The organism is Paraburkholderia suaedae (genome assembly GCF_040812055.1).
Lineage (GTDB): Bacteria > Pseudomonadota > Gammaproteobacteria > Burkholderiales > Burkholderiaceae > Paraburkholderia.
In genome coordinates this window covers 46,581-70,753 of sequence record NZ_JBFOAH010000028.1, presented here as the reverse complement: position 1 = coordinate 70,753, position 24,173 = coordinate 46,581, and the positions used below count along the sequence as shown (strand labels likewise).

23 protein-coding genes and 1 pseudogene are annotated in these 24,173 nt (G+C 64.7%); 15 read left to right on the top strand and 9 right to left on the bottom strand.

Annotated features, from left to right (window positions below; genetic code table 11):
- Positions 1-29: 29 nt before the first annotated feature.
- The 4 genes from ABQJ48_RS29865 to ABQJ48_RS29850 all read right to left on the bottom strand — a co-directional run bounded on the left by ABQJ48_RS29865 (position 30) and on the right by ABQJ48_RS29850 (position 3,440).
- Entirely contained in the window at positions 30-998 is a 969-nt protein-coding gene (locus tag ABQJ48_RS29865) for a flavin reductase (RefSeq protein WP_367841559.1), read from the bottom strand.
- A complete protein-coding gene (locus ABQJ48_RS29860; protein WP_367841558.1) occupies positions 991-1,869 on the bottom strand; it encodes an alpha/beta fold hydrolase in 879 nt (292 codons plus the stop codon). The genes ABQJ48_RS29865 and ABQJ48_RS29860 overlap by 8 nt, the downstream gene beginning before the upstream one ends.
- On the bottom strand, positions 1,859-2,446 hold the full coding sequence (locus ABQJ48_RS29855) for an amino acid synthesis family protein (protein ID WP_367841557.1): 588 nt from the start codon (positions 2,444-2,446) through the stop codon (positions 1,859-1,861). The genes ABQJ48_RS29860 and ABQJ48_RS29855 overlap by 11 nt, the downstream gene beginning before the upstream one ends.
- Before the next feature lie 307 nt (positions 2,447-2,753).
- Complete coding sequence (locus tag ABQJ48_RS29850; RefSeq protein WP_367841556.1) at positions 2,754-3,440, bottom strand: GntR family transcriptional regulator; 687 nt, start codon at positions 3,438-3,440, stop codon at positions 2,754-2,756.
- A gap of 588 nt (positions 3,441-4,028) precedes the next feature.
- Between ABQJ48_RS29850 and ABQJ48_RS29845 the strand changes: the two genes are divergently transcribed.
- Positions 4,029-4,478 (top strand): YsnF/AvaK domain-containing protein, encoded by a 450-nt coding sequence (locus tag ABQJ48_RS29845; RefSeq protein WP_367841555.1) that lies wholly within the window; start codon positions 4,029-4,031, stop codon positions 4,476-4,478.
- A gap of 85 nt (positions 4,479-4,563) precedes the next feature.
- On the top strand, positions 4,564-5,442 hold the full coding sequence (locus tag ABQJ48_RS29840) for a YsnF/AvaK domain-containing protein (protein WP_367841554.1): 879 nt from the start codon (positions 4,564-4,566) through the stop codon (positions 5,440-5,442).
- A gap of 129 nt (positions 5,443-5,571) precedes the next feature.
- Here the strand turns inward: ABQJ48_RS29840 and ABQJ48_RS29835 are convergent, their stop codons facing one another.
- Positions 5,572-6,741: a zinc-dependent alcohol dehydrogenase gene (locus ABQJ48_RS29835; RefSeq protein ID WP_367841553.1), complete on the bottom strand. Its 1,170-nt coding sequence runs from the start codon at positions 6,739-6,741 to the stop codon at positions 5,572-5,574.
- Positions 6,742-7,104: 363 nt separating this feature from the next.
- Here ABQJ48_RS29835 and ABQJ48_RS29830 point away from each other — a divergent pair, with 363 nt between their 5' ends.
- The 4 genes from ABQJ48_RS29830 to ABQJ48_RS29815 all read left to right on the top strand — a co-directional run bounded on the left by ABQJ48_RS29830 (position 7,105) and on the right by ABQJ48_RS29815 (position 10,697).
- On the top strand, positions 7,105-7,635 hold the full coding sequence (locus tag ABQJ48_RS29830; protein ID WP_367841552.1) for a CinA family protein: 531 nt from the start codon (positions 7,105-7,107) through the stop codon (positions 7,633-7,635).
- Positions 7,632-8,486 (top strand): ammonia-dependent NAD(+) synthetase, encoded by an 855-nt coding sequence (nadE, locus tag ABQJ48_RS29825; protein WP_367841551.1) that lies wholly within the window; start codon positions 7,632-7,634, stop codon positions 8,484-8,486. The genes ABQJ48_RS29830 and nadE overlap by 4 nt, the downstream gene beginning before the upstream one ends.
- Positions 8,487-8,849: 363 nt before the next feature.
- Positions 8,850-9,209 carry a BON domain-containing protein gene (locus tag ABQJ48_RS29820; protein WP_367841550.1) on the top strand — a complete coding sequence of 120 codons (360 nt, stop codon included), beginning with the start codon at positions 8,850-8,852 and terminating at the stop codon, positions 9,207-9,209.
- Between the two features lie 405 nt (positions 9,210-9,614).
- Positions 9,615-10,697 (top strand): calcium:cation antiporter, encoded by a 1,083-nt coding sequence (locus ABQJ48_RS29815; RefSeq protein ID WP_367841549.1) that lies wholly within the window; start codon positions 9,615-9,617, stop codon positions 10,695-10,697.
- A gap of 40 nt (positions 10,698-10,737) precedes the next feature.
- Here ABQJ48_RS29815 and ABQJ48_RS29810 read toward each other — a convergent pair whose 3' ends face one another.
- Entirely contained in the window at positions 10,738-11,631 is an 894-nt protein-coding gene (locus ABQJ48_RS29810) for a LysR substrate-binding domain-containing protein (protein ID WP_367841548.1), read from the bottom strand.
- A 603-nt stretch (positions 11,632-12,234) separates the two neighbouring features.
- Between ABQJ48_RS29810 and ABQJ48_RS29805 the strand changes: the two genes are divergently transcribed.
- The 7 genes from ABQJ48_RS29805 (at position 12,235) to ABQJ48_RS29775 (ending at position 18,714) form a co-directional block, all read left to right on the top strand.
- Complete coding sequence (locus tag ABQJ48_RS29805; protein WP_367841547.1) at positions 12,235-13,329, top strand: ABC transporter substrate-binding protein; 1,095 nt, start codon at positions 12,235-12,237, stop codon at positions 13,327-13,329.
- On the top strand, positions 13,326-14,297 hold the full coding sequence (locus tag ABQJ48_RS29800) for an ABC transporter permease (protein ID WP_367841546.1): 972 nt from the start codon (positions 13,326-13,328) through the stop codon (positions 14,295-14,297). Before ABQJ48_RS29805 ends, ABQJ48_RS29800 begins: the two co-directional genes overlap by 4 nt.
- Entirely contained in the window at positions 14,294-15,196 is a 903-nt protein-coding gene (locus tag ABQJ48_RS29795; protein WP_367841545.1) for an ABC transporter permease, read from the top strand. The genes ABQJ48_RS29800 and ABQJ48_RS29795 overlap by 4 nt, the downstream gene beginning before the upstream one ends.
- 59 nt (positions 15,197-15,255) lie before the next feature.
- Positions 15,256-16,344, top strand: coding sequence for an ABC transporter ATP-binding protein (locus tag ABQJ48_RS29790; protein WP_367841544.1), 1,089 nt, complete (start codon positions 15,256-15,258; stop codon positions 16,342-16,344).
- A gap of 98 nt (positions 16,345-16,442) precedes the next feature.
- A complete protein-coding gene (locus tag ABQJ48_RS29785; RefSeq protein ID WP_367841543.1) occupies positions 16,443-17,267 on the top strand; it encodes a transporter substrate-binding domain-containing protein in 825 nt (274 codons plus the stop codon).
- A 41-nt stretch (positions 17,268-17,308) separates the two neighbouring features.
- Positions 17,309-18,061: an amino acid ABC transporter permease gene (locus tag ABQJ48_RS29780; protein WP_367841542.1), complete on the top strand. Its 753-nt coding sequence runs from the start codon at positions 17,309-17,311 to the stop codon at positions 18,059-18,061.
- Positions 18,058-18,714, top strand: a complete 657-nt coding sequence (locus ABQJ48_RS29775) for an amino acid ABC transporter permease (protein ID WP_367841541.1) — start codon at positions 18,058-18,060, stop codon at positions 18,712-18,714. Before ABQJ48_RS29780 ends, ABQJ48_RS29775 begins: the two co-directional genes overlap by 4 nt.
- Positions 18,715-18,887: 173 nt before the next feature.
- Here the strand turns inward: ABQJ48_RS29775 and ABQJ48_RS29770 are convergent.
- Positions 18,888-20,099, bottom strand: a pseudogene (locus tag ABQJ48_RS29770) (xanthine dehydrogenase family protein molybdopterin-binding subunit); the annotation flags it as partial.
- Between the two features lie 243 nt (positions 20,100-20,342).
- Here ABQJ48_RS29770 and ABQJ48_RS29765 point away from each other — a divergent pair.
- Entirely contained in the window at positions 20,343-20,741 is a 399-nt protein-coding gene (locus ABQJ48_RS29765) for a hypothetical protein (protein ID WP_367841540.1), read from the top strand.
- 387 nt (positions 20,742-21,128) lie between these two features.
- Positions 21,129-21,947, top strand: coding sequence for an alpha/beta fold hydrolase (locus ABQJ48_RS29760; protein WP_367841598.1), 819 nt, complete (start codon positions 21,129-21,131; stop codon positions 21,945-21,947).
- Between the two features lie 20 nt (positions 21,948-21,967).
- Here ABQJ48_RS29760 and ABQJ48_RS29755 read toward each other — a convergent pair whose 3' ends face one another.
- Positions 21,968-22,978, bottom strand: coding sequence for a peptidoglycan DD-metalloendopeptidase family protein (locus ABQJ48_RS29755; protein ID WP_367841539.1), 1,011 nt, complete (start codon positions 22,976-22,978; stop codon positions 21,968-21,970).
- Positions 22,979-23,584: 606 nt separating this feature from the next.
- Positions 23,585-24,001, bottom strand: a complete 417-nt coding sequence (locus tag ABQJ48_RS29750) for a hypothetical protein (RefSeq protein ID WP_367841538.1) — start codon at positions 23,999-24,001, stop codon at positions 23,585-23,587.
- Positions 24,002-24,173: the final 172 nt, after the last annotated feature.

Sequence of the window (24,173 nt, the reverse complement as noted above, 5' to 3'; positions counted from 1 at the left end):
GTTGGTCGGCGGATTGGGCCGCGCTGTCTTCAATGCGCGAGCGCGAGCGTCTGCACCTTGCCGGCTTCGGTATCGCCGACATAGATGCCGAACGCGTCTTCGCTGCGTTCGCGCACATAACGTTCGAGCATCGAGCGCACGGCGTCGTCGCGCAGTTCATTCCACGGAATCTGCGCCAGTGGAACGATGCGGATGGTGCTGTCCATCCACGCCGCGCCGCGGTCGATCACACGGCCGCGATAGTAGATTTGCACACTCGACGCCGGCCCGCTGCCCGACTCGAATACGGCGAAGATGAAGTCGAGATGCGCGTCGAGGCCGAGCTTCGCCAGCGCGCCGCGCAGGCTTGCCGCATCGCTCGCGGGTTCGAGTTTCATGCCGGTCGGCAACTGCAGGCCCTTGGGCGTGTCCAGCAGCACGAGTCCGTCGCGATGTTCGAGTATCGCGCCCACTTGCGCGCGCGACCCGGCGGCGGCGAGCGCATCTTGCGACAGACTGAAATTCACATACGCGCCGCGGCAATAGCCGAGCGGCGACGAGCTGGTGTGAAGAAAGTCGACCACCCGTCCGATCAGAATGATGTGATCGCCGGCATCGACTACCTCGTGCGTCGTGCAGTCGAAAGTCGCCGCGGCGCCCTGCATCACGGGCGCGCCCGTGGTACGCGTCTGCCAGGCGACTTGCGCGAACTTGTCCGCCGCTTTGGATGCGAACACACCGGACACCGACTTCTGATCTTCGGCGAGCACGCTCACGGCGAAATGGCGCGTCTGCGAAAATACTTCGTAGCTCGATGCGGTCTTCGCGATGCACACGAGAACCAGCGGCGGATCGAGTGACACGGACGTAAACGAGTTGGCCGTGAAGCCGCGCGGCGAGCCGTCCGGCTGGATCGTCGTGACGACCGTCACACCCGTCACGAACGCGCCGAGCGCGCGGCGGAATTCGGCGAGGTCGAAGGGCTGTTGCGCGGTTTGATCAAGCATCGGCTCAGTCATGACGTTCTCCGTTGATCGACTTGTGCGGCGCTTCCTGCGCCGACGCTTCGGCGAGAAACGCCAGCAGCCGTTGATTCACGCCGTCCGGATCGGTGACGTTCATCATGTGCCGCTCGTTCGCGATGATCTCCGCGCGGCCGAACGGCGCGGCCGCCGCCATCGCGCGGGACATGGCCGGGCTCGAATTCGGATCGCACTCGCCCGTGAGAAACAGCGCGGGCACGGCAAGGCTGGCGAGACGGCCCACGTGCGCGTCGTCCGAGCAGGCAAAGAGCCGATAAGCGCGCGCATAACCGACGGGATCGACCGACAGCAGCAGAGCGCGCACCGCTTGCGCGGCTTGGGTCAGATGCGCCGGAACCGGCTCGCCGAACCAGCGGGACAAAGTGGCGTCGACGCCCGTCTCCAGCGGTGCATCGCCGAGCGTCGCGGCGCGCGCCATCACGGCTTCGCGCTGCGCCGGCGTGCGGTCGTACACCGCGTTCAGCGCGACGACGCTCAGCGTGCGGCGAGGATGCCTGAGGGCGAATTCGAGGGCGACGAGCGCGCCCATCGAGTGTCCGACCACATGCGCGCGTTCGATCCGCATCGCGTCGAGCAGCGCTTTCAGTTGCGCCGCGTATTCGTCGAGCGTGGCCGTGGCGCTGGGCAATGCGCTGTCGCCGTGACCGAGCATGTCGTACACGACGACCCGGTAGCTCTGCGTCAATGCATCGATCTGCGGCGACCACACGCTCCGGTTCATGCCCACGCCGTGGATCAGCACGACCGTGGCGCGCGCTGCTTCCGAGCGCGGCGGGTACACGCTGTAACTCGTGCCGGCGGCCTCGCGAGGCGTGACGGCATGCCCGGACGCGAGTTCAGACTTCATGGGACTCGAGCTCCTTGAGGTCCTGATAGCGGTCGCCGATGCGGTGATGCGGACGGCCGCCAATCGATGCGCCCAGCGCGATCACCAGCTCGTCGGGAGCCGGCGCGTCGACGATCGAAAACTGCACGGTCAGGTAGTGCGAGCGCATGCCTTCGTCGTGCTTGTGCATCAGCGGAATGGAGATCGGGCAGTTCGGGCCGCCGCGCAGGTTGGTGAAGCTCAGATAGCTCTTGGCGCCGACCGCGTGGCGATAATGATTGCCGAAGCGCAGCGTGTGAATCATTGCCGACGCATGCTCGATCTCGCCCGAGGTGCCGACGATCGCCGCCTTGCCGTAGCCTTCCACCGCATCGCCGGAACCCGCCACGCGCAGCACTTGCGCCGTCAGCATTTCGCCCAGTTGCGGGGCGAGCGCGTGGATCTCAGGCTTCAGGTCTTCGACAAAGCCGCGCCCGGCCCACGGATTGCGCAACACGGCCGCCGCGCCGAACAGCTTGAGCGGCCGGGCTGCCGCCTTGCCGGCCTCAATGAACGTGTCTTCGACGTAAGTCACCAGCTTGCGCACTTCCAGCTTCATATTCGTTCTCCTGTCGGCGGCCGAGGCCATGAATGTCGTTCGTTGAGATTATGGTATCCCATCTTATGGCCCGTACCAAGCAGAATGATGTTATGGAATACCATGATATGGCGCGTCGGGGTTTGGGCACGATTTCGGCAGTGAGCGAGGAGCGAGGGAGCGAGCGGACAGCCGGTACACGCCTGCCTCGCCACGTTGACTGCGCGAAGATGCGCCGCGCGCAGGGCCGCGCGCCGCCAAAACGCACCAATGAAAAGGCCGCCGGAGCACCGGCGGCCTTCGTTACAACGAGGGATGGGAATGCGGCTTACGCGTCGTCGGCGGGTTGGCCTGTCTGCGCGAGCGCGCTCAGCGCCAGTTCGGCGGTCCGCTTAATGTGCGCCGCCGACGCGGCCGACGCCGCATCGCCGTCACGCCGCTCGATCGCATCGAGCAGCGTGTTCATCTCGCGATTGGACTCGCCGCCGCGGCCAGGCGTGGCGATGGTCAGCGCCCGCAGCCGGTTGATGCGCGCGTTCAGCGTTTTCACGACGGCGAGCGATACGCGCTTTTGCGCGCCTTCGAACATCGCTTCGTAGAAGCGCTCGGTGTAGTCGAGCACGCGCGGCAGGTCGCGCTTCTCGAACGCGTCCTCGATGACCGCGCGGATCTCGCGCAAGCGCTCGACGAGTTCGGGCGTCGATTGCTCGGCGCACGCGCGCGCGGCATTGGCTTCGAGCAGGCCGCGCAGCTCGTAGATCTCGGCCACCTGTTCGGGATCGAGCCGCGCGACGATCGGCCCCTGACGCGCGACGATCTCGACGAGCCCCTCCGTCTCCAGATGCCGCAGCACTTCGCGCACCACGGTGCGGCTTACGCCGAGCTCGTCGCACAGTGTGCGTTCCACGAGCCGCGCGCCGGGCCGGAAATATCCTTGCACTATCGCGCCGCGCAGTTTGTCCAGCGTGAGTTCACGCAGGGTCTTGGCATTGCGATCGATTCTGAGGTCTGACATGGGCGGCAGGAACAGGGGAAGTGGGGTTCTCCGGTGCTCGCTGTGCGCGGCCCGCGGAAGTTGGAATGCCATATTAGCGTTCGCTGGCTTGCGTGCCTACTGGCTTGACTACGGAAGCTGTCCAAAAGCATCCCGGCGACGGGACTGCCTTCGCAAGCTTGACAGAAGAGGATCAACGCCCGACGCGTGCTTTGCGCCGGCACTCCGCTTGGGTACCAGCCCTGCACGCGAGCGGCAAGCGCTTCACCAGAAATGTTCACCTGGACAAAAGCCCCGCAGCCATCCGGCCATGCGAGCGCGGAGCGGCTCGCCGCAACACGGCATGTCGCTTGCGCACTCCCCTTACCGCGCGATGTGCACCCGTTCAGCGCTCCCTTGCAATCAGGTCGGGGACACCATGAGACCGCTTACCGAGGACACGGCCTACCTCGTGAACCTGCGCCTCCAACGGCAGGCCCGCGCATTGGGGGACACCGCGGCGCGCCGTCACACGCACGCGCGGGTTGTCGTTCGCTACGCCAATAGTCGTTGCGATCATCGCTGTCGTTTCGCGCAAACCCAGCCTTTAGCCCACTCGGAGGGAAACCAATGGATTCGCCTGAAATAGCCAAACCTGCACCTCAAGCGGCCGATGCATCCGACGAGGTTCGCGTGTCGGCAGTGCAAGAACGGCTCGAAGTCGGCGCCGACACTGTCGAGACCGGCTCAGTGCGCGTTCGCAAGGTCGTCCACGAGGAACTGCAGCCGGTTTCGGTGCCCCTGCATAGCCAGCATGTAGAAGTCCGGCGCGTGGCGATCAACCGGCCCGTCGAAGAGCGCTTCGAGCCCCGCCGCGAAGGCGACACGCTGATCGTTCCCGTCTTCGAATATGTGCCGGTGGTAAAACTGCAACTCACGTTGAAAGAAGAGGTGCACATCACCACGACCGAATCGCAGCAGGAAGTGGTGCGCCAGATTGTTTTGGCGTCCGAAGAATTGGTCGTCGAGCGCCGTGAAGGTGCAGACGGTCAATGGAAACCGGAGAAGGACCCGGACTAGTGCCCTCGGGTACGGCCGTTGCGCGCCCCGGCGTCACGCGTTTCACTTCCGGCTCGCGTAGGCCCATCCCTTCACGGAGACTGCAATGACTCACACTATCATCGGCGTATTCGATTCTTTCGAGCAGGCACAGAGCGCGCAAAGCCGCCTCGAAGCAGAAGGCGTGGCGCGCGCGGACATGCAACTGCACGTTGGGGACGACGCGGCGCTCGCGCCCGGGGCGGCATCTGCGAGCACTGACGTCACACCGGACAGCGCGACCACAGGCCCCATCACGGGCGAGCCGCACGAAGGGGCACTGGCCCGCATCGAGCACTTCTTCAAGCGTCTGTTCGGCGACGACGACCGCCCCGAGGAGACAGGCCACTACCAGGAAGCCGTGCGGCGCGGCGGCGCATTGCTCACGATCGAAGTGAGGGATGAGTCGGCTATCGAACGGGTGCGCGCGGCGCTGTCCGCCGCCGGCGCGATCGACATCGACTCGCGCGTCGCGCAATGGCGCAACACCGGCTATAGCGAATACGACCGCAATGCGCCGCCTTACACCGCGGAACAGATCGCCGCCGAACGTCAAGCGTTCCCGGTTGTGCAGGAGTCGCTGGAGGTCGGCAAGCGCGAGGTATCGACGGGCGGCGTGCGTGTCTATTCACGTGTCACGGAAACGCCGGTCAGTGAATCGGTCAACCTGCGCGAGGAACACGCGACGATCGAACGACGCGCGGTCGATCGCCCTGCAACGGCGGCCGATCTGAAAGAAGGTTCCGTCGAAGTTCGCGAAACTGCGGAGCAGGCGGTGGTAGCGAAGACAGCGCGGGTCGTCGAGGAAGTGGTGGTCGGCAAGCAAACCAGCGAGCGCACCGAAACGATCAGTGACACAGTACGCGGTACGGATGTCAAGGTCGAACGTGTGGAAGGAACCGAGCGAACCACGGGCACCGATGAGATCGGCAAAAAGACTATCTGACTTTTTGACTTGCACACACGGCGGCCCGCGCGCCGCTCGTGTGCGTTTGCCTAGGGAGCACCCGGACCCATGACCCGGCGCACTGTCACGCATGGCAGCCGGCGCCGAGTCGATCGACAGGCAAATTGACTACGGCTTCAGTACCACCTTCACACACCCGTCCTCCTTGTCACGAAAGACCTTGTACATCTGCGGTCCCTTGTCCAGCGACACCGTGTGCGTGATGACGAACGACGGATCGATCTGCCCTTCCTGGATCCGGCGCAACAGGTCATCGGTCCAGCGATTCACGTGAGTCTGGCCCATGCGGAACGTGAGCCCTTTGTTCATCGCCGCGCCGAACGGAATCTTGTCGATCAATCCGCCGTACACACCCGGAATGGACAGAATTCCTGCGGGACGACACACGTAAATCATCTCGCGCAATACATGAGGCCGGTCAGTTTCGAGCATCACGGCCTGCTTGGCGCGGTCATAGATCGCATCCAGCGAGCGCGTTGCATGCGACTCCATACCGACAGCGTCGATACATTTTTCAGGTCCGTTGCCCTGAGTAAGCTCCTTCAGGCGCTCAAGCACACTCTCGTCGTCGAAATTGATCGGTATGGCCCCGGCCACTTTCGCCATTTCGAGCCGTTCCGGCACGCGGTCAATCGCGATCACCTGCCTCGCGCCGAGCAGGATGGCGCTTCTGATCGCGAACTGCCCCACCGGACCCGCGCCCCAGATCGCAACCGTATCCGTGGGTTCGATGTCGCATTGCACCGCCGCCTGCCAGCCGGTCGGGAAGATATCGCCGAGAAACAGCACCTGTTCGTCCGTCAAGCCGTCGGGAATCTTGACCGGCGTGACGTCGGCATACGGCACGCGCACGTACTCCGCCTGCCCGCCCGGATAACCGCCGGTCAGATGCGAATAGCCGAACAGGCCGGCGGTGGTATGGCCGAAGACCTTGTCCGCCATTTCCTTGTTCCGGTTGGAGCGCTCGCAAACCGAAAAGTAGCCGCGCCGGCATTGATAACATTCGCCGCACGATATCGTGAACGGCACCACGACGCGGTCGCCCACTTTCAGACGCTGGTTGCCGGCGCCGACTTCCATCACTTCGCCCATGAACTCATGCCCGAGGATGTCCCCCGATTTCATGGTCGGCATGAAGCCGTCGAACAGATGAAGATCCGAGCCGCAGATCGCGCAGCTCGAGACCCTGATGATGGCATCGCGCGGATGCTCGATGGTCGGGTCCGGGACATTATCCACGCGGACATCCTTCTTGCCGTGCCAGCAAAGGGCTCTCATTTCGTGCTCCAAAGTTAGGCTTACCCGTCGAACGGGCAAACGGGGATGGCGGTCTCGAAGCGTCTTCGTCAGTACACCGGTCCGGCGCGCAAGGACCGGGAATGCTCGAGCGCCGCGGGCAGTACAACGGGTTACAGCAACCGGTCGTGAGCAACGGGTGTGCCGCGAACTGGCCCGCCAGATGTACAGCCGGCTACCGCCGCAGGCTCGGGCGTTCGCGGCCAAAGGCAGACGCATGCAGCACGGCAGCACGGCAGCACGCCGCGCGGTGCGCGGTGCGCGGATCGCTCCTTGCTAGTCCCTTACCACTCCCATCGCACTTGCCGCGCAAACACATCAACAGGCTCCCTGCTGGAGGCATTCATGAATATTCCCATGCAAGCCGTGTCTTTTCTCACATCGCGAGGCCTGAAACTGGCCACTGCCGAATCCTGCACCGGTGGCCAGATTGCCTCCTACCTCGCGAGCGTGCCGGGCAGCGGCGCGTGCCTGGACGTCGGCTTCGTGAGTTATTCGCCATCGGGCAAAGCCGGCTTTCTCGGCGTCAGGGAAACGACGATGGAAAAATCTGGCCTGACGAGCGAAGAAGTCGCCCGCGAAATGGCGGAAGGCGCGCTTCGCCAGGAAGGCTGCTGTGCCGACGTGGCGGTCTCCAATACGGGACTCGCGGACAGCGCGCCGCAGGGCGGTCCGCCGGCCGGTACACAATGCTTCGCGTGGTCGTTTCGCAACCGCTACGGCGAGCTGCGCACCTTCGCGGAAACCCGGCATTTTTCGGGCAACCGGAACGACGTCCGTTCGGCGGCCGCGCTGTACGCGCTCTCGCGCATCGAGCATTACTTCAACCAACTCCCGCGCGCGCGGCGGGAAAACTCTGAGAGGACTACGCCATGACTCTGCCACCTGCCACAGAGAGGAATGCCTGGCAACAGGCCATCATTCGCGAACTAGGCGTCTCGCAGGAGTTCGACGTCGACACGGAGCGGGAACGACGCGTCACTTTCCTTTGCGACTATCTCGTTTCGCAGGGGCTTCGCACTTACGTGCTCGGCATCAGCGGCGGCGTGGATTCGTCCACTGCCGGCCGCCTCGCGCAGCTTGCGGTGGAGCGCCTTCGCGCACGCGGCTATGAGGCGAAGTTCGTGGCGGTGCGCCTACCGTACGGCAACCAGCGCGACGAGGAAGACGCCGCGCTCGCGCTGGAATTCGTCCGTCCGGACGAGATGTTCACGGTCAATATCAAGGACCCGTCGGACGCGATGCTGTTCTCGCTCAAGCGCGGCAACGTGCAATACGTCGACGACTTTCAGGAGGACTTCGTGCTCGGCAACATCAAGGCCCGGCAACGGATGATCGCGCAATATGCGATCGCCGGAGCGCGAGTGGGTGTGGTGATCGGCACCGACCATGCGGCCGAGTCGCTAATGGGCTTCTTCACGAAATACGGCGACGGCGGCGCCGACATCCTGCCTCTGTCGGGTCTGACAAAGCGGCGCGTACGCACGTTGGCCCTCGCATTGGGCGCGGCAACGCGCCTTGCGTACAAGGTGCCGACGGCGGACCTCGAATCGCTGACGCCGCAAAAGCCCGACGAGGACAGCTACGGCATCAGCTACGAAAACATCGACGACTTCCTGGAAGGCAAGCCGGTGAGCGACGAAGTGTTCACCACCATTCATCGCTTTTACACGGCGACCCGTCACAAGCGTGCTCTTCCGGTGACACTGGACTCCGTTGAGCCGTGACCGATGCACCATTCCCAGAAGTTGGGAAAGCCGCGACCAAAGCGCATTAAAGACAACGAAAAACGAACGTCAAATAGCTATATCCCGCCGTCGCCCTGCGTTGGTCAGTCTATTCGTTGTGTCGATGCATCATTTCCGGATAGCCTGGCTTCAACATGGCACTAATTGCTGTATTGTTCTTTGCGGCCGGTAGCCCAGCCTTCACGGGGTTGCGCACGCTTGTGCGTGCCCCGACGGGTATCGAGGCACAAAGTTTCGCACGGCCAATACTACCGTTCCATTCGGACCTCACCGGTTTTACTCGTTGGTGTAGCAGACGGTTGCGGTCCGCGGGTGCGGACTTATGACAATAGGAGAAGTTGAATGAAGACATTACCGGCAATGAAGTTGATCGGCGGCGCGCTGATCGTTCTGGCGTCCCTCAATGCCTATGCGCAAAGCAGCGACGCTGCCGCGCCGGCGGCCACCACGGCGGCGCCGACGGCCAAGCAGACCAAGGCAAGCAACCGCGCCTTGCAACGCAAAGTCCGCAGCGCGCTCGCCAAGACGAAGGGCGTGAGCGTCGCGAACATCACCGTGCGCGCGCGCGGTGGTGACGTGACTCTGGCCGGTTCGGTGCCGGACCAGTCGCAGATCGAGCTGGCAACGCAAGCAGCGCAAGGCGTTGAGGGCGTGAAGTCGGTCAAGAACGCACTGACGGTTCGTACCGAAGGCGGTCAGTAATCGAGTAGCTTAACTGTAGAGCAAACCCTTGGGGCGCCCATGTCCGACTGTGCGGCATCGGCGCCCCAGGATGCGGTGCCGAACCGGTTGGTCCGGCACCGCATCCGGGAATCGGCCGGCGCGATGCAATCGCCTGCCATCGAAACCACATCCGTTCTTCCCCGCACGCAGTTCTGCGCGGATGCGCTTTCTTCACGACACTTCTTTCCTTGCATCGCACGGCGGGCTCGGCGACTGCAGCATCATGACGTCAGCCAGGATTCTGCCGTCAAAACGTGATCGACGCCGCTTATAACCAACGTGTTACGGCGCATTCCTGACACGTTGGTTTAACCATTCGCCCCACAATCGCGGGGCATTGCCGCGCCGTCCGCGTCCTCGACAAGCCGTCCAAAGGAAGCCCGCATGTCCGCACCCTCGCCCGCCTTGCCCCTCTGGACCATTGCCGCGCCGGTGATCGCGTGGGTCGTGCTCGGCGCCGCTTATGCAATGCCGGGCAATGCGCTACTGCTCGCGCTAGTCGGCGCGGCGTTGTGCGCAGCGGTGTTCACCGCGGTACATCACGCGGAAGTCGTCGCCCATCGGGTCGGCGAGCCGTTCGGTACGCTGGTGCTGGCAGTCGCCGTGACGGTGATCGAAGTGGCGCTGATCGTGTCGGTGATGCTGACGTCCGGCCCCGAAAAGGCCGGCCTCGCACGCGACACCGTATTCGCGGCGGTGATGCTCGTGTGCAACGGGATCGTCGGACTTTGCCTGCTGGTGGGTGGCATCCGCCATCGGGAGCAGGACTTTCAGAGCCGCGGCGCGGCCGCCGCGCTGGCCGTGCTCGCGTCGTTGTCCGTGCTGACGCTGGTCATGCCGAACTACACGACCACCAGCCCGGGTCCAGTGCTATCGGCTTCGCAACTGGCGTTTGCCGGAATTTCGTCGCTCGTGCTGTATGGCGTGTTCGTGTTCGTGCAGACCGTGCGCCATCGCGACTACTTCCTCGCCGGCGTGCCCGACGAAGAGGTGCATGCCGCGCCGCCCAGCGCCGGCCTCGCGCTTGCGAGCGGCGTGCTGCTGCCGGTGTGCCTCGTCGCCGTGGTGCTGCTCGCGAAGGTGCTGTCGCCGGTCGTCGAAGGCGCGGTGCACAATGCCGGCGCGCCGCCGGCGGTGGTCGGGATCATCATTGCGGCGCTGGTGCTGTTGCCCGAAGGCCTCGCCGCCGTGCGCGCGGCGCGCGCGGACCGCTTGCAGAACAGCCTGAATCTCGCGCTCGGTTCGGCGCTGGCGAGTATCGGCCTGACCATTCCGACCGTCGCCGGCGTGTTCCTGTACACGGGGCAGCCGCTCGTGCTCGGCATCGACGGCAAGGAGACCGTCTTGCTCGCGCTGACGCTGGTGGTCGGCACGCTCACCCTCAGCACCGGACGCACGACGATTCTGCAAGGCGCCGTGCATCTGTCGCTGTTCGCGGCCTATCTGTTTCTGTCGTTCGCGCCCTGACGCGGCGGGCGGCGCGCTGCCCCGCATGTCAGGCGCAGCGCTAGTCCTGCCAGTGCGCCGCGATCCAGTCGCGAAACAGATTCAGCTTCTGCTGATGCGCGACCGAGTCCGGATAGATGAAGTAGTAGCGCCAGCCGGTCTTGAGCACCGTATCGAACGGCCGCACCAGCCGCCGCGCCGCGACATCCTCGTCGATCAGCGCGAGGTCGCTGATCGCGACACCGAAGCCCTGCAACGCGGCGTTGGTCGCCATGTCGAGCGTATCGAAGCTCGGGCCATGTTCGGCGTCGATCGCGGCGGCGTCGACGGGATCGGTCTCGCCCACCTTGGCGAGCCACATCTTCCAGTCGCGATGATCGCGCGTGGGATGCAGCAGCGTGTGGTGCGCGAGGTCCGCCAACTGCGCGAGCGGCTTGTCCTGCAGCAACTCGGGCGCGCATACCGGCGTCAACCGCTCCTCGAACAACGGCACGGTCTGCACGTCCGCGCCGGGCGAGGACGCGTAGACAATCGCGGCGTCGAACGGCTCGCTCTGGAAATCGACGGCGTGTTGCCAGGTCGTGGTGATCTGCACATGCAAGTCGGGATACTCGGCCTGGAAGCGCATGATTTTCGGCAGCATCCAGCGCATCACGCAGGTCGGCACCTTCAGCGCCAGATCGGTGCGCTGCCGCGTCAGCCGCAGCGAAATCTCCTCGATGCGCGCAAAGCTCTCCTTGACCGCGGGCAACAGCATCTCGCCTTCGGCGGTCAGCGTCAGGCCTTTCGCGTGTCGCCTGAAGAGCGGGAATTTGTAGTAGTCCTCGAGCGCGATGATCTGCCGGCTCACCGCACCTTGCGTCAGGCATAGGTGATCGGCGGCGCGCGTAAAGCTCCGATGGCGCGCAACGGTCTCGAAAATCTGCAGTGCGTTGAGCGGCGGAAGGCGTCGCATCGGGGTATCCGGAATCAGAAAAAGTCATCGAACGGGCGGCGCGAAGCGACGCGCCAGTCAGCCCGCCAAGCCTACAGGATACGCGATCGGCACTGGCCATACGAGAGCCAGACACATCAGTGCGCATGCGTTCGGCTCATGGCGCCGGGCGAACTCCAGCGCTCACAAGCCCTTTTTGCACCGGCTCGGAGCGCACCCCTCCATCCGCCGCACCAGAACCGAGCTTTCCTCATGGCTCGATGGCAATCGCAGCGGCGCGTCATGCATGGACGTTAACCCGTACGCGCTGCTGAACCGGCGCTCCCGCGTGATGCACCGCACCGGCGTCGCCCGTCGCTCAAGCACCGAAGCATGAGCTTCCGTCATGCCGGCCATGCGCATATTTCGTTTGTTGAGGGATTTTGACAAACCTACAGTGCATCAACGCGCGGCCCATCCGGCAGGCAACGCGGGAGCCGGCAACAAGCGACCGAGCGGCAACAAGCTGCGACAAGCGACGACAAGCGGACAAGCGGCAACGCCCGGCAGCGAAATCAGCGGCGCAGCGGCAGCGGTCACTAGCGAATCTCATCAGGCAACAGGCGTTCATCACAGGAGACCGCCATGCAAGACATCAAACTGGCCAGAAGGCAGGTCATCAAGGCGATCGGCACCGCGCTGGCGGCGTCCACACTGCCGATGCCCTTCATCAACCTGCGCGCCCAGGAGCAGAACTTCAGCGGCAAGACGCTGCGTCTGTTGACCTGGTCGGACGACACCGGTGCCGCCGCGCTGCGCAACATCGCCGCCAGCTTCACCGCGAAGACGGGCGCCAAGGTGATCGCCGATCGCGCCGACGGCACCTCCGGCATGGTCGCCAAGGTCAAGGCGGCGGGCGAGCGCCCGACCTACGACGTGATCACGCTCGCCGGCGTCGGCGCGGCGGGTCTCGGCGACGCGGGTCTGCTGATGAAGCCCGATCTGGACAAGCTGCCGAATCTCAAGGACGTCGCGCCGCAATACCGCACGGGCGCCAACGGCTTCGGCGTGGGTTATCTGTTGTGGTCGGACGGTTTGATCTACAACACGGCGACCATCAAGAACGCGCCGACCTCGTACGAAGCGCTGTGGGACCCGAAGTACGCGGGCCGCGTGTTCCTGCCGCCGCCCGAATGGGCCGAAGCGGTGGACCTCGCGATCATCGCCGCGAAGATGAACGGCGGCTCGCAACAGAACATCGAGCCGGGTTTCAAGAAGCTGATGCAGCTCAAAGACCACGTGATGACGCTCGGCGAGAACCCGAACCAGGTGGCCGACCTGTTTCGCACGGGCTCGCTGGATATCGGCGGCATCTATTCCCCGGCCTTTTTCCCCGACCAGATCCGCAAGCCGGAATACAAGATGGGCGTGACCTATGGAATGAAGGAAGGCTTCGCCACGCAGCTGATGTTCACGGTGATCCCCAAATCGCATCCGGGCGACAGCGATCTGATCCACGCGTTCATCAATCATTCGCTCGACGCGGGCGTGCAAGGCCGCATGGCCGCCGACGTGCTGAACGGCCCGGTCAATTCGAAGGCGGTGATTCCGGCCGCCAGCCGCGCGTTCGTGCCGAGCCCGCAGCAGATCGCCGAGAAGGCCGTGCTACATGACGACAAGGCGCTCGCCATCGTGCAACCGGCATGGATCAAGCGCTACACCGAAATCTTCGCGGCATGACAGCGATGCTTGCGCGCTTTTCGCGGCGGGCTTCGGCGGCGTCGCAGCCGGCTCTGGAGTCCCCCGCGCAGTTGGGCGCGGCGCCTGGCATGCCGCCCGAACAACCCGCCGCCGCTCTGCTGGCGAAGGCGCGGCCGTGGCTGCTGCTCACGCCGATCCTGCTGTTTCTCGCGCTGCTCGGCGCGGCCGCGCTGGTCGTGCTGCGCATGAGCTTCGGCGCGCCCGGCAACGAGTGGCGCGGCTTCACGCTGCAAAACTACGCGGACCTGCTCGACGGCTACTTCATCAAGTCGCTGTGGCTTACGTTGCGGCTCGCGTTTCAGAGCATGGTCTGCGCGGTAGTGCTAGCGATTCCGGTCGCGCTGGCCATGGCGCGCACGAAGTCGCGGCTCTCGCGCCGTCTGCTGCTCGCCGGCGTGCTGCTGCCGCTGCTCGTCAATCTGCTGCTGCAAGGCTACGGCTGGCTGATCATTCTCGGCCCGGCTGGGCTGCTCAATCATGCGTTGCTTGCGAGCGGCCTCGTGCAGCGTCCGGTGATGTGGCTGTATCGCGAGCATGGGGTATTGCTCGGTTTGATCCAGACCGCGTTTCCGCTCGCCGTGCTGCCGCTTTCCAGCGCGATGCGCGCCGTCTCGAACGCCTACGAAGAAGCCGCGGCGACGCTCGGCGCATCCCGCTGGCAAACGCTGCGTCATGTGTTGTTGCCGCTCGCGATGCCGGGCCTCGTGTCCGGCGCGCTGCTGGTGTTCGCTTATAACGCAAGCGCGTTCGCGGTGCCGTTGCTGCTCGGCGGTCGGCGCGTGCCGATGCTCGCCGTGCTGGTCCACGACCAGGTCGCACCGTTGCTGAACTGGCCGGCGGCCTCCGCATCGGGTGTCGTTTTGATGATCGCCACGCTTGTCGTGATGGCGGTGTCGCAGCGCCTCGTGCGCCGCACGCAGCGTCTTGCCGAGGAGCCCCACGCATGAGCACGCCGCTTCCCACCCCGCGCTTGCCGGGAGATTCGCCGCGTCTGCCGCGCTTTCCGCTCTTGCCGCGTATCTCGAACACGATGCCAGGGCAGCTCGGCCGCGCCACCGCGCTGTGCGCCGCGCTGGTGTTGTTTCTCGCGGCGCTGCCCATTCTGACGATGATCACGATGTCGTTCAGCGCGGCCGACACGCTCGAATTTCCGCCGCACGCATACAGCCTGCACTGGTATCGCGCCGCATGGCACAGCTTCGTCTCGCCGGATGCGAGCGACTCGCTGTCGATGGGCGCCGCCTTGACCACGAGCCTCGTCGTCGCCCTTTCGACGATGGTCATCGCCACCCTCGTCTCGGTCCCCGCCGCGTACGCATTGAGCCGCTACCGCTTTCGCGGCAAACCCGCGGTCGAACAGCTGGTGGCGCTGCCGCTCGTTTATCCGCTGGTGATGCTCGGGCTGTCACTGCTGCTGGTGTTCAATGTGCTGCCGGTCGAACTGGGCGTGTTCCGCCTGATCATCGCGCATGTGATCCTGGCGCTGCCGTTCACGGTGAAAAATTGCGCGGCGTCGGTCGCCTCCATCGGCCCGGAGTTCGAGGAAGCCGCCTGCGTGATGGGCGCGAGTCCCACCCGCGCGCTCGTCGACGTGATCCTGCCGCTGATGCGTCCTGGCATTCTCGCCGGCATGCTGTTCGCGTTCATCGTCTCGTTCAACGAGTTCACGGTGACCTTCTTCCTGTACGGCATCGACACGATGACGCTGCCGGTGTGGCTCTACAGCCGCACGGTATCCTCGCTCGATCCGACCGTGTTCTGTTTCGCCGTCGTCATCGTCGGGATCGACTTTGCGCTGATCTGGCTGCTCGAAAAGCTGATCGGCGACGAAGGGGTCGCACTTTGAGCGCGCCGCTCATTCCCACCGCTGCGCGCGCGCACGGCGTCACTTTGCTGGAGCATCCGATGACCCATCTGACCTTGCAGGCCGTGACCCGCCGCTTCGGCGCCGCGCATGCCGTCGACAGCGTCGACCTGAGCGTGCCCGACGGCAAGCTGGTGTGCTTTCTCGGCCCGTCCGGCTGCGGCAAGACCACGCTGTTGCGGATGATCGCGGGGCTGGAGACGCCGAGTTCGGGCAGCATTCATTTCGCGGGCCGCAACATCACGCGGCTGCCGGCCAACCAGCGCGACTTCGGGATGGTGTTCCAGTCGCTCGCACTGTTTCCGCACATGACCGTCGCGCAGAACGTCGCGTATCCGCTGAAGCTGCGCAAGACGGCCAAGGACCAGCGGACGCAGCGCGTCGCCGAACTGCTCGAGCTGATCCAGTTGCCGCACATGGCGAACCGGCCGGTCACACAGCTCTCGGGCGGCCAGCGTCAGCGCGTGGCGATTGCGCGCGCCATCGCCTCGCAGCCGAAGCTGCTCCTGCTCGACGAGCCGCTCTCCGCGCTCGACGCCAAGCTGCGCGAAGCGATGCAGGTGGAAATCCGGCTGCTGCAACAACGGCTCGGCATCACGACGATCATGGTCACGCACGACCAGCGCGAAGCGATGACGATGGCCGATGAAATCGTCGTAATGGAGAAAGGCCGCATCGCGCAGGTCGGCAAGCCGCTCGACATTTATCGCGATCCGGTCAGCGAATTCGTCGCCGACTTCATTGGTTTGGGTAATATCCTGCCCGTCACGTACGAGGGCGGTGGCGCCGTCAGCTTGCCGGGCGGCCGGCGTATCGCGCTCGCGCAGAGCGCGCGCGTGCCGGACGCCAGCAGTGCGATCCGCTTGCTGATCCGGCCGGAAGATATTTGCGTGAAGACGGCGTCGAGCGCTTCGGCCACCGCCGGGGCCGCCGGATCGAATCGGCTCGCCGGCACGGTCACGTTCATTCGCGACGTGGGCGCGTCGCTCGAAGCGACGATCGATTGTGCGGGCTTCACGCTGACGGCTGCGACCACCCCGCGCGAAACACCGGGGCTCACGCTGGGCATGCCGGTGCTCGCCGAATTGCCCCCGCACGCGTGCAAGCTGATCGCGGCGCGCACACATTGATAAGATCGAGCGCAACCGCATCGAGCCCGCTTACCGCCTGCTTACCACGTACCATTTACAGACCCACGCTTCCTACGCTTTTCGACAGAGGACACATCATGAATCAGCGCCCCGTTGCTCACTCGCAGACCCGCCGCGTGTTCGCCACCCTCGCCGCCGCGCTCGCCTTCACCGGCGCGGGCGTGCTTTGCGCACTGCCGTCGGCCGCGCATGCCGATGCGCTCGACACCATCGCCAAGTCGGGCACGGTGCGCATCGGCGTGTTCGAGGACTATCCGCCGTTCGGCTCGATCGGTCCGGACATGAAGCCGATGGGCTACGACATCGACGTCGCCAACCTGATCGGCAAGACGCTCAACGCGAAAGTCGAACTCGTGCAGGTGACGGGCGACAATCGCATGGCCTACCTCGCCGACCACAAGGCGGACATGCTGCTGTCGGTGGGCCAGACGCCGGAGCGCGAAAAGGTGATCGACTTCTCGCAGCCGTACGCGCCTTACTATCTGGCCGTGTTCGGCCCGAAGTCGCTGCCCGTGAAGAGCGCCGCCGACCTCGGCGGCAAGTCCATCTCGGTCGCGCGCGGCACGCTGGAAGACCTGAGCGTGACCAAGATCGCACCGCCCTCGGCCAACATCAAACGTTTCGACGATCCGAACGGCGCAATTTCGGCGTTTCTTTCTGGTCAGGTACAGTTGATGGTAGTGGGCAACGACGTCGGCGCCACGATACTCGCGCGTCATCCGGCGAACGATCCGGAGCAGAAGTTTTCGCTCTTCAGCTCGCCGGATCACGTCGGGCTGAACAAGAACGAGCCGCGCCTGAAACAGAAAGTCGACGAAACGATCGCCAAGGCCCGCAAGGACGGCACGATGAACGCGATCTCGCAGAAATGGCTGCGCGCGCCGCTGCCCGCGGATCTTTAATTTGTTCAAGCGGAGTTTGACCTCACGATGAGCGCGACGCCATGACCTATGCGTTCGATTTCAGCGGCTTCGGCCTCTATGCGGGGATGCTCGTGCGCGGCGCCGCCGTGACGCTCGGGCTCACCGCGCTGTCCACGGTGCTCGGCGGCCTCGTCGGAATCGGCGGCGCGAGCATCGCGGTGGCCGGGCCGAAATGGGCGCGCTGGGTGGTGGCGAGTTACGTGGAGCTGATCCGCAACACGCCGTTCATCGTGCAGCTGTTCTTCGTGTTCTTCGGCTTGCCGAGCCTGGGCATCCATATCGACGAAATCCAGGCCGCGATTCTTGCAATGACCGTCAACCTCGGCGCGTACGCGATCGAGATCGTGCGCGCCGGCATCGACTCCATTTCGCGCGGCCAGGTGCAGGCGGCGCAGGCGCTCGGCCTGCATGGGCGGCAGGTGTTCCGCTACGTCGTGCTGCCGCAGGCGATCGCCAACGTGTTTCCCGCGCTGCTGAGCCAGGTGCTGATCGTGATGCTCGGCTCGGCGGTGGTCTCGCAAATCTCGGTGCCCGATCTGACGTATGCGGCCAACTTCATCCAGTCGCGCAACTTCCGTTCGTTCGAGAGCTACCTGATCATCACCGCGACTTATCTGCTGATGTCGATCGTGCTGCGGCAGATCCTCAACCGCTTCGGGCGCGGGCTGTTCGCAGGCCGTGTCGCGCGCGGCAACGGCAGTGCGCCGCGCAGCTGGCGCGGGCGCCTCGCCTGGCGCGGCGCGCGCACCCTGCCGACGGAGCGCTCATCATGATCGAATTCACGCTGTGGGACATTGGCCGCAATCTGTTGCTCGCGGCCCGCTGGACGGTGCTGCTGTCGTTGATCGCGTTCGTCGGCGGCGGTCTGGTCGGGCTGCTGCTGCTCGCGATGCGCGTGTCGCCGATCGCGTGGCTGCGCCGCATCGTTGTGCTGTATGTGGAAGTGTTTCAGGGCACGCCGCTGCTCATGCAGCTGTTTCTCGCGTTTTTCGGCCTGCCGTTGCTCGGCGTCGACGTGTCGCCATGGGTTGCGGCGACCGTCACGTTGACGCTTTATACGAGCGCGTATCTGGTCGACATCTGGCGCGGCTGCGTCGAAGCCGTGCCGCGCGGCCAGTGGGCCGCGGGCGCGAGCCTGGGCATGACGTTCGGCCAACAGTTGCGCTACATCGTGTGGCCGCAGGCGCTGAAGATCGCCGTTGCGCCGACGGTCGGCTTTCTCGTACAGGTGGTGAAAAGCACGGCGCTCGCCTCGATCATCGGCTTCACCGAACTGACCAAGACCGGCACGATGATCACCAACGCCGCGTTCCGGCCATTTCCGATCTACGGAATGGTCGCGATGATCTACTTCGCGATGTGCTTCCCGCTGACATGGTACGCGCGGGTGCTCGAAAAGCGGCAGAAGGTCGGACAGCATCGCTGAGAAGTGGACGTGCGCGAGGTGTCTTCGGCCTGCGCGCATCCGAAAAGAAGCGGCAACCATGTTGTGCACGGTTGAACTGGCTTCGCAACGTTGATATCCGCCCAACGCGTTGCGCTGCAGTTCGCGTTGCCGCTCTCTTCTTTCGCGTACGGTTTTCCGTGTGCGGCCTCCCGTCAGGCGGTTTTCAACTGGCTGCCAACCGGCAATTGCCGCAGCCGCTTGCCGGTGGCCGCGTAAATCGCGTTGGTCAAGGCGGGCGCGAGCGCCGCCGTACCGGGTTCGCCGATCCCGCCGGGCGCCTCGCTACTTTTGACGATATGCACGTCGACTGGCGGCGTCTGGTCGATGCGCAGCATCCGGTAGTCCGTGAAGTTGTTCTGCTGGACGCGGCCGTCCTTGATCGTGATCTCGCTAAAAAGCGCCGCCGTGATGCCGAAGATGATGCCGCCCTGCATCTGCGCTTCGATCGTGTTCGGATTGACCACCATCCCGCAGTCGACCGCGCACACGACACGCTTCACCGCGACCTCGCCCTGATCGACCGCGACTTCGGCGACGATCGCGAGGAAGCTGCCGAATGCATGCCTCACCGACACGCCACGCTCGGGTCCCTTGGGCAGCGCGCTGCCCCAGTTCGCGGCTTGTGTGGCGATATTCAACACATTCAGCGCGCGCGGGGTTGTGCCCAACAGATCCTGCCGGTACTTGACGGGATCGATCTGCGCCTGCGCGGCAAGTTCGTCGACGAAACTCTCCACCACGAAGGTGCCGCGCGTCGGCCCCACCCCGCGCCAGAACGCGGTGGGCACCGCATGCGGTTCCTCGCGCACGTAGTCGATCAACTGGTTGGGCAGGTCGTACGGCAGGTTCGCGGCCACTTGCACGGCGTCGGGGTCGAGCCCGTTATTGAACGCGGGCGGCGCGAAGCGCGCGAGAATCGACGAACCGACGATCCGATGCTGCCACGCGACCGGCTTGCCGTTGGCGTCGAGGCCGGCGGAAATCCTGTCGTAATAGTACGGCCGGTACATGTCGTGCTGGATGTCTTCCTCGCGCGTCCACACCACTTTCACCGGCGCCTGCACCTGCTTGCCGACCTTCACCGCCTGCGTGACCATGTCGACTTCGAGCCGCCGGCCAAAGCCGCCGCCGATCAGATGGTTATGCACGACGATTTTCCCGGCGGGCAGGCCCGTGACCGCGACCGCCGCATCCACCACGCGCGTCGGCACTTGCGAGCCGAGCCAGATTTCGCAGCCGTCGGCGCGCACGTGCACCGTGCAGTTGACCGGCTCCATCGTGGCGTGCGCGAGAAACGGCTGCTGATACACGGCGTCCACGCGTGACTTCGCGCCGGCAAACGCATGGCCGACGTCGCCTTGCAGTGCTATTGCAATGGCGGATGAAGCCGGCCTGCATGGCCGAGAATGAACCGCGCAGATTGTAGCCGTGGACAAAGAAGTTTGCCGTGAGGGGGTGCCGCCGGCTCGCGCCCCGTACACGCCGGAGCCTGCCTCGCGCAAGGTTCAAACGGAATTCGATCGATGCGTTACCATCGCCGCATCGCCCCATGGACGCGAGCCGATTGCCCGGCTCGATCTGGCCAGACACTCGGAAGGAGCAGCACCATGAACGACCAGCAATGCACTCAGTTCCTCTCGGACATTCGGCGACCGCTGCTGGCGCTGCACAAGGCCATCCTCGATCATGAGCGCGCAATGTATGAGAAAGAGTTCGGTCCCGTGACGCCCGCCGCCTTTTTGCAGGTGCTGATCAATGGTTCCGGGTTCCGCTGGCTCACGCCGCTCTCCACGGTCATTGCGAGCGTCGACGAGATCCTCGACGACAAGGAAGCCGATGCCCGCGACCGCATCGCCGCAGTGGAAGCCGTGACCGGTCTCTTCTCGCCCGATCTGCCCGACAACATGTTTCTGCCGCGCTACCTGACGCTGTTGCAGGCCGACCCCGCGATCCTGCATCATCATGGCCAGGTGTCGCAACTGTTGCGCGGCGTGCAGACAAAGTAAGGTGGCAAGCGCGGCGGCGCGGGCGCCGCCCGCTCCCGGATTTCCTCACCGTTGAAAACGCACGATTCCGAGCGATCGAGCAACACGCCTGACGCACCGCAGTCGCTTGCGGTGGATGGATCACCCGACATCTCTACGGTAGACAACGCGAAAAGCACTTGGATTGGGACGATTCCATCTTCGACCCGCAACAGTGCGGGCGGTGTGCGCAATTGAGCCACGCGTTCGACGGCCGCGTTTGCTGACTTACCTGGTTATGCTGAGTAAAAGAAAGGTGAGCTTCTACGGGAGATGTTCATGCCCTCCGAGTGTCCCTACGAGAAGCCGGGCAGCGCGCCATCCGTATCCCTGCTAAGGTAAGCGGACCTCGTTGCGATGCTCACCGCCATGCAAGCCTGGCCGCTCCCCGAACACTATACGTTCCGCGATCAAACCGTGCGCTACAACGTGACCGGCAACGGTCCGCCGCTGGTGCTGGTTCACGGCACACCGTTCTCGTCCTATGTATGGCATCGGATCGCCATGCACCTCGCGTCGGTGCGCACCGTCTATTACTACGACCTGCTGGGCTACGGCCAGTCGGAGCAGCGCGACCGACAGGACGTCTCTCTCGGCATTCAGAATCTGTTGCTCGCAGAGCTGCTGGCGCACTGGAAGCTCGCAAGCCCGGACGTCGTCGCACATGACTTCGGTGGGGCGACGTCCTTACGTGCGCATCTGCTCAACGGCTGCGAATACCGCAGTCTGACGCTGATCGATCCGGTGGCGCTCGCGCCGTGGGGCTCCCCATTCGTGCAGCATGTGCGCGAACACGGTGACGCGTTCGCCGGGCTGCCGCCGTATATTCACGAAGCGGTGGTCAAAGCGTACGTGCGCGGGGCGATCGCCCGCGAGATTCCGGATGCCGAGCTTGCGCCCTACGTGACGCCCTGGCTCGGTGCGACCGGCCAACCCGCGTTCTACCGCCAGATCGCCCAGATGGACCAGCGCTACACCGACGAAGTGCAGGCGCGTTACGCGAATATGCGCTGCCCCGTACAGATTGTGTGGGGCGAACAGGATCAATGGATTCCGCTCGAACGCGGCCGCGAGCTGGCCGCCGCGATACCCGGAGCAGGCTTCCAGGTGGTGCCGCACGCCGGCCATCTGGTGCAGGAAGACGCGCCGGAAGCGATCGTCGCCGCGGCGCTGCGGTGGTTTGCTTGACTGCGAACGGTGGTGCGTGATTAACCGCGCCCTTGCGGCAGATACGGCAACGGGTCGATCGGCTTGCCGTCGTGGCGCAACTCGAAGCCCAAGGAGACGCGCGAGTTGTTTTCGTCACCCATTTCCGCAATCTGCTGTCCTTGACGAACGATGTCGCCGATCTTCACCAGCAGCTTGCGGTTATGCGAGTAAGCAGTGAGAAAGTCCTTGTTGTGCTGGACGATGATCAAACTGCCATAGCCGTTCAGACCGGTGCCCGCGTACATCACCTTGCCGTCGGCGGCGGCCCGCACCGGATCGCCGGGCTTGCCGCCGATTTCGATGCCGCGCGTTTCGCCCGCCTGGAACGCTTCGACCACGCGTCCGCCCGCCGGCCACGCCAGCGCGACGCCGTTCGCATGTCGCAGGGTGCGCTGCGTGACTTCGCGCGCCTCCTGGGCAGTGGGCCTCGCCGCTGAGGGTTGAGCCGGGACCGTCGCCGCGGGTGGCGATGAGGATGACGCTTGCGGGGCGACGAGCGAAGCGGCCGATGCGGGAGATGCCGCTGCGTTGGCTGCGGCTGGGTTGGCGCCGGCTGCGTTCGGTGCCTCGGCTCGTTTAACTGTGTTGGCGGTGTTGGCGGTGTTGGCAGCACTCACCGCCCGCACCGTTTCCGGCGACGCCACATGCAGCACCTGTCCCAACTTCAGCCGCGACGATCCCTTCAGTCCGTTCCACAGCTGCAGCTGTTTGACGCTGCAATGATGGCGCTGCGCGATATGCGCCAGCGTGTCGCCACGCTTGACGCGGTAGACGAGCGGCGGCGCTTTCCTGAGCGGCGTCCCTTCGTTCGCGCCGATCGGCAACTGCTTGCCCGCCGACGCTTGATCGGAAACCGACGCGCTCGCCGCCGGCACGCCGGACACATCGGCGCGACCAGCCGCACTGCTCTGCGCGTCCCGCTGCCCTACGTTTGCGCACGCGTTCATCGCCAGCGCGACACACACCCCGGTCAGACGGGCCATCATCGTTCTGTCGAAGCACTTTCCCATCTTTGTTCGACTCCTGCGTTATTCGTGGGCGGGCCGCAAGCGGCGATGTCGTGGGCGAGTCGGGCGACGACGCCGCGCGCAACGCTTCGGCACGGCAGCGCGCGTCGCGCGGCACCTACCGTTGCCTCGCCGACTGCCACGCTTCAGCACTTGCCCGATGTCCGGCGCCCGGCGTCTCGCGACCGGCTGCGCTGCAGCCCATAGCGCCCGATTGCCGACTAAAAAATTCAGCCGAATTGTAGAGTGCGCTCTACTCAAAACTCGCCGCCACACACACTCTGATACAAATCTTGCCCAGGGGCGCCATCGTCGTTGCGAGCGCAACGCATACGAGCCGCGCAGGCCCGGTTCGACAGCTCGATGCGCGGCTGGACGCAGCGCCGACTGATCGCAGGGCAATGCGCGCGACTCAGTCGCGCCTGATGCTATAAGGTCGTCCGACCGTGCGCACGCGCGAGCACTGCGAGCGGACGACATCGTATGCTTTAACGGCAGAGCGCCGCCCAAACTTGAATGACATGGATCGCAGGCAACGGCGAGTGCTTGACGCCCAGCGGTCGCCAACGGCCCACGGCTTGCAGCCGCCCCGCGTCGACTCGATGCAAGCTAGCTGTAGTACTGCCCCTCGTACTTCACATATCCCACCGGATGATGGGTGAAGTGCAGCACCGGCAAAACGGGATCGGAATTGTCCGCGGTGGGATAGGCGCTGGCTTCGGGAATGTATTCGCCTTGGACTTCGATGGGCTGCCCTGTCTGGAGGCCGGGGATTTCCTGCGCGAGACCTTCGTTGTCGCCGAAACGCACGGCGACGAATACCTCGGTGCCCACGAGGTTTTGCGCGCCGCCTTCCAACTTCAGCACCTGATCGATCTTGATGACGAAGTGCTGGTGATTGGCGCCGTGGTGATTTTCCGGACTCGCGAACACCTTGGCGATCGTGCCTTGCACACAGGCAAGCGGTGCGCCCAGCGAATAGACATAACGATGATGAGGAAGAATCTGCGTCGCGCGATTGTCCATGAAGTCTCCGTGAAAGGAGGGTGACTTGGGTGGGTTGCTGATGTGGCGTGCTTTCGCCGCTGACTTGAGTGGCCGACCAACGCCGGCTACCTGCGTCAATCCCCTACGGTCGACCCGACGCGCAACGCCGGGCGGCGAAAGCGCGATACCGTTTGATCGAGCCATCGCGCGC

Bases quoted from the DNA above. Each gene is read 5' to 3' on its own strand.
- ABQJ48_RS29865 (WP_367841559.1), bottom strand. From the start codon at position 998: ATGACTGAGCCGATGCTTGATCAAACCGCGCAACAGCCCTTCGACCTC.
- ABQJ48_RS29860 (WP_367841558.1), bottom strand. From the start codon at position 1,869: ATGAAGTCTGAACTCGCGTCCGGGCATGCCGTCACGCCTCGCGAGGCC.
- ABQJ48_RS29855 (WP_367841557.1), bottom strand. From the start codon at position 2,446: ATGAAGCTGGAAGTGCGCAAGCTGGTGACTTACGTCGAAGACACGTTC.
- ABQJ48_RS29850 (WP_367841556.1), bottom strand. From the start codon at position 3,440: ATGTCAGACCTCAGAATCGATCGCAATGCCAAGACCCTGCGTGAACTC.
- ABQJ48_RS29845 (WP_367841555.1), top strand. From the start codon at position 4,029: ATGGATTCGCCTGAAATAGCCAAACCTGCACCTCAAGCGGCCGATGCA.
- ABQJ48_RS29840 (WP_367841554.1), top strand. From the start codon at position 4,564: ATGACTCACACTATCATCGGCGTATTCGATTCTTTCGAGCAGGCACAG.
- ABQJ48_RS29835 (WP_367841553.1), bottom strand. From the start codon at position 6,741: ATGAGAGCCCTTTGCTGGCACGGCAAGAAGGATGTCCGCGTGGATAAT.
- ABQJ48_RS29830 (WP_367841552.1), top strand. From the start codon at position 7,105: ATGAATATTCCCATGCAAGCCGTGTCTTTTCTCACATCGCGAGGCCTG.
- nadE (WP_367841551.1), top strand. From the start codon at position 7,632: ATGACTCTGCCACCTGCCACAGAGAGGAATGCCTGGCAACAGGCCATC.
- ABQJ48_RS29820 (WP_367841550.1), top strand. From the start codon at position 8,850: ATGAAGACATTACCGGCAATGAAGTTGATCGGCGGCGCGCTGATCGTT.
- ABQJ48_RS29815 (WP_367841549.1), top strand. From the start codon at position 9,615: ATGTCCGCACCCTCGCCCGCCTTGCCCCTCTGGACCATTGCCGCGCCG.
- ABQJ48_RS29810 (WP_367841548.1), bottom strand. From the start codon at position 11,631: ATGCGACGCCTTCCGCCGCTCAACGCACTGCAGATTTTCGAGACCGTT.
- ABQJ48_RS29805 (WP_367841547.1), top strand. From the start codon at position 12,235: ATGCAAGACATCAAACTGGCCAGAAGGCAGGTCATCAAGGCGATCGGC.
- ABQJ48_RS29800 (WP_367841546.1), top strand. From the start codon at position 13,326: ATGACAGCGATGCTTGCGCGCTTTTCGCGGCGGGCTTCGGCGGCGTCG.
- ABQJ48_RS29795 (WP_367841545.1), top strand. From the start codon at position 14,294: ATGAGCACGCCGCTTCCCACCCCGCGCTTGCCGGGAGATTCGCCGCGT.
- ABQJ48_RS29790 (WP_367841544.1), top strand. From the start codon at position 15,256: ATGACCCATCTGACCTTGCAGGCCGTGACCCGCCGCTTCGGCGCCGCG.
- ABQJ48_RS29785 (WP_367841543.1), top strand. From the start codon at position 16,443: ATGAATCAGCGCCCCGTTGCTCACTCGCAGACCCGCCGCGTGTTCGCC.
- ABQJ48_RS29780 (WP_367841542.1), top strand. From the start codon at position 17,309: ATGACCTATGCGTTCGATTTCAGCGGCTTCGGCCTCTATGCGGGGATG.
- ABQJ48_RS29775 (WP_367841541.1), top strand. From the start codon at position 18,058: ATGATCGAATTCACGCTGTGGGACATTGGCCGCAATCTGTTGCTCGCG.
- ABQJ48_RS29765 (WP_367841540.1), top strand. From the start codon at position 20,343: ATGAACGACCAGCAATGCACTCAGTTCCTCTCGGACATTCGGCGACCG.
- ABQJ48_RS29760 (WP_367841598.1), top strand. From the start codon at position 21,129: ATGCAAGCCTGGCCGCTCCCCGAACACTATACGTTCCGCGATCAAACC.
- ABQJ48_RS29755 (WP_367841539.1), bottom strand. From the start codon at position 22,978: ATGGGAAAGTGCTTCGACAGAACGATGATGGCCCGTCTGACCGGGGTG.
- ABQJ48_RS29750 (WP_367841538.1), bottom strand. From the start codon at position 24,001: ATGGACAATCGCGCGACGCAGATTCTTCCTCATCATCGTTATGTCTAT.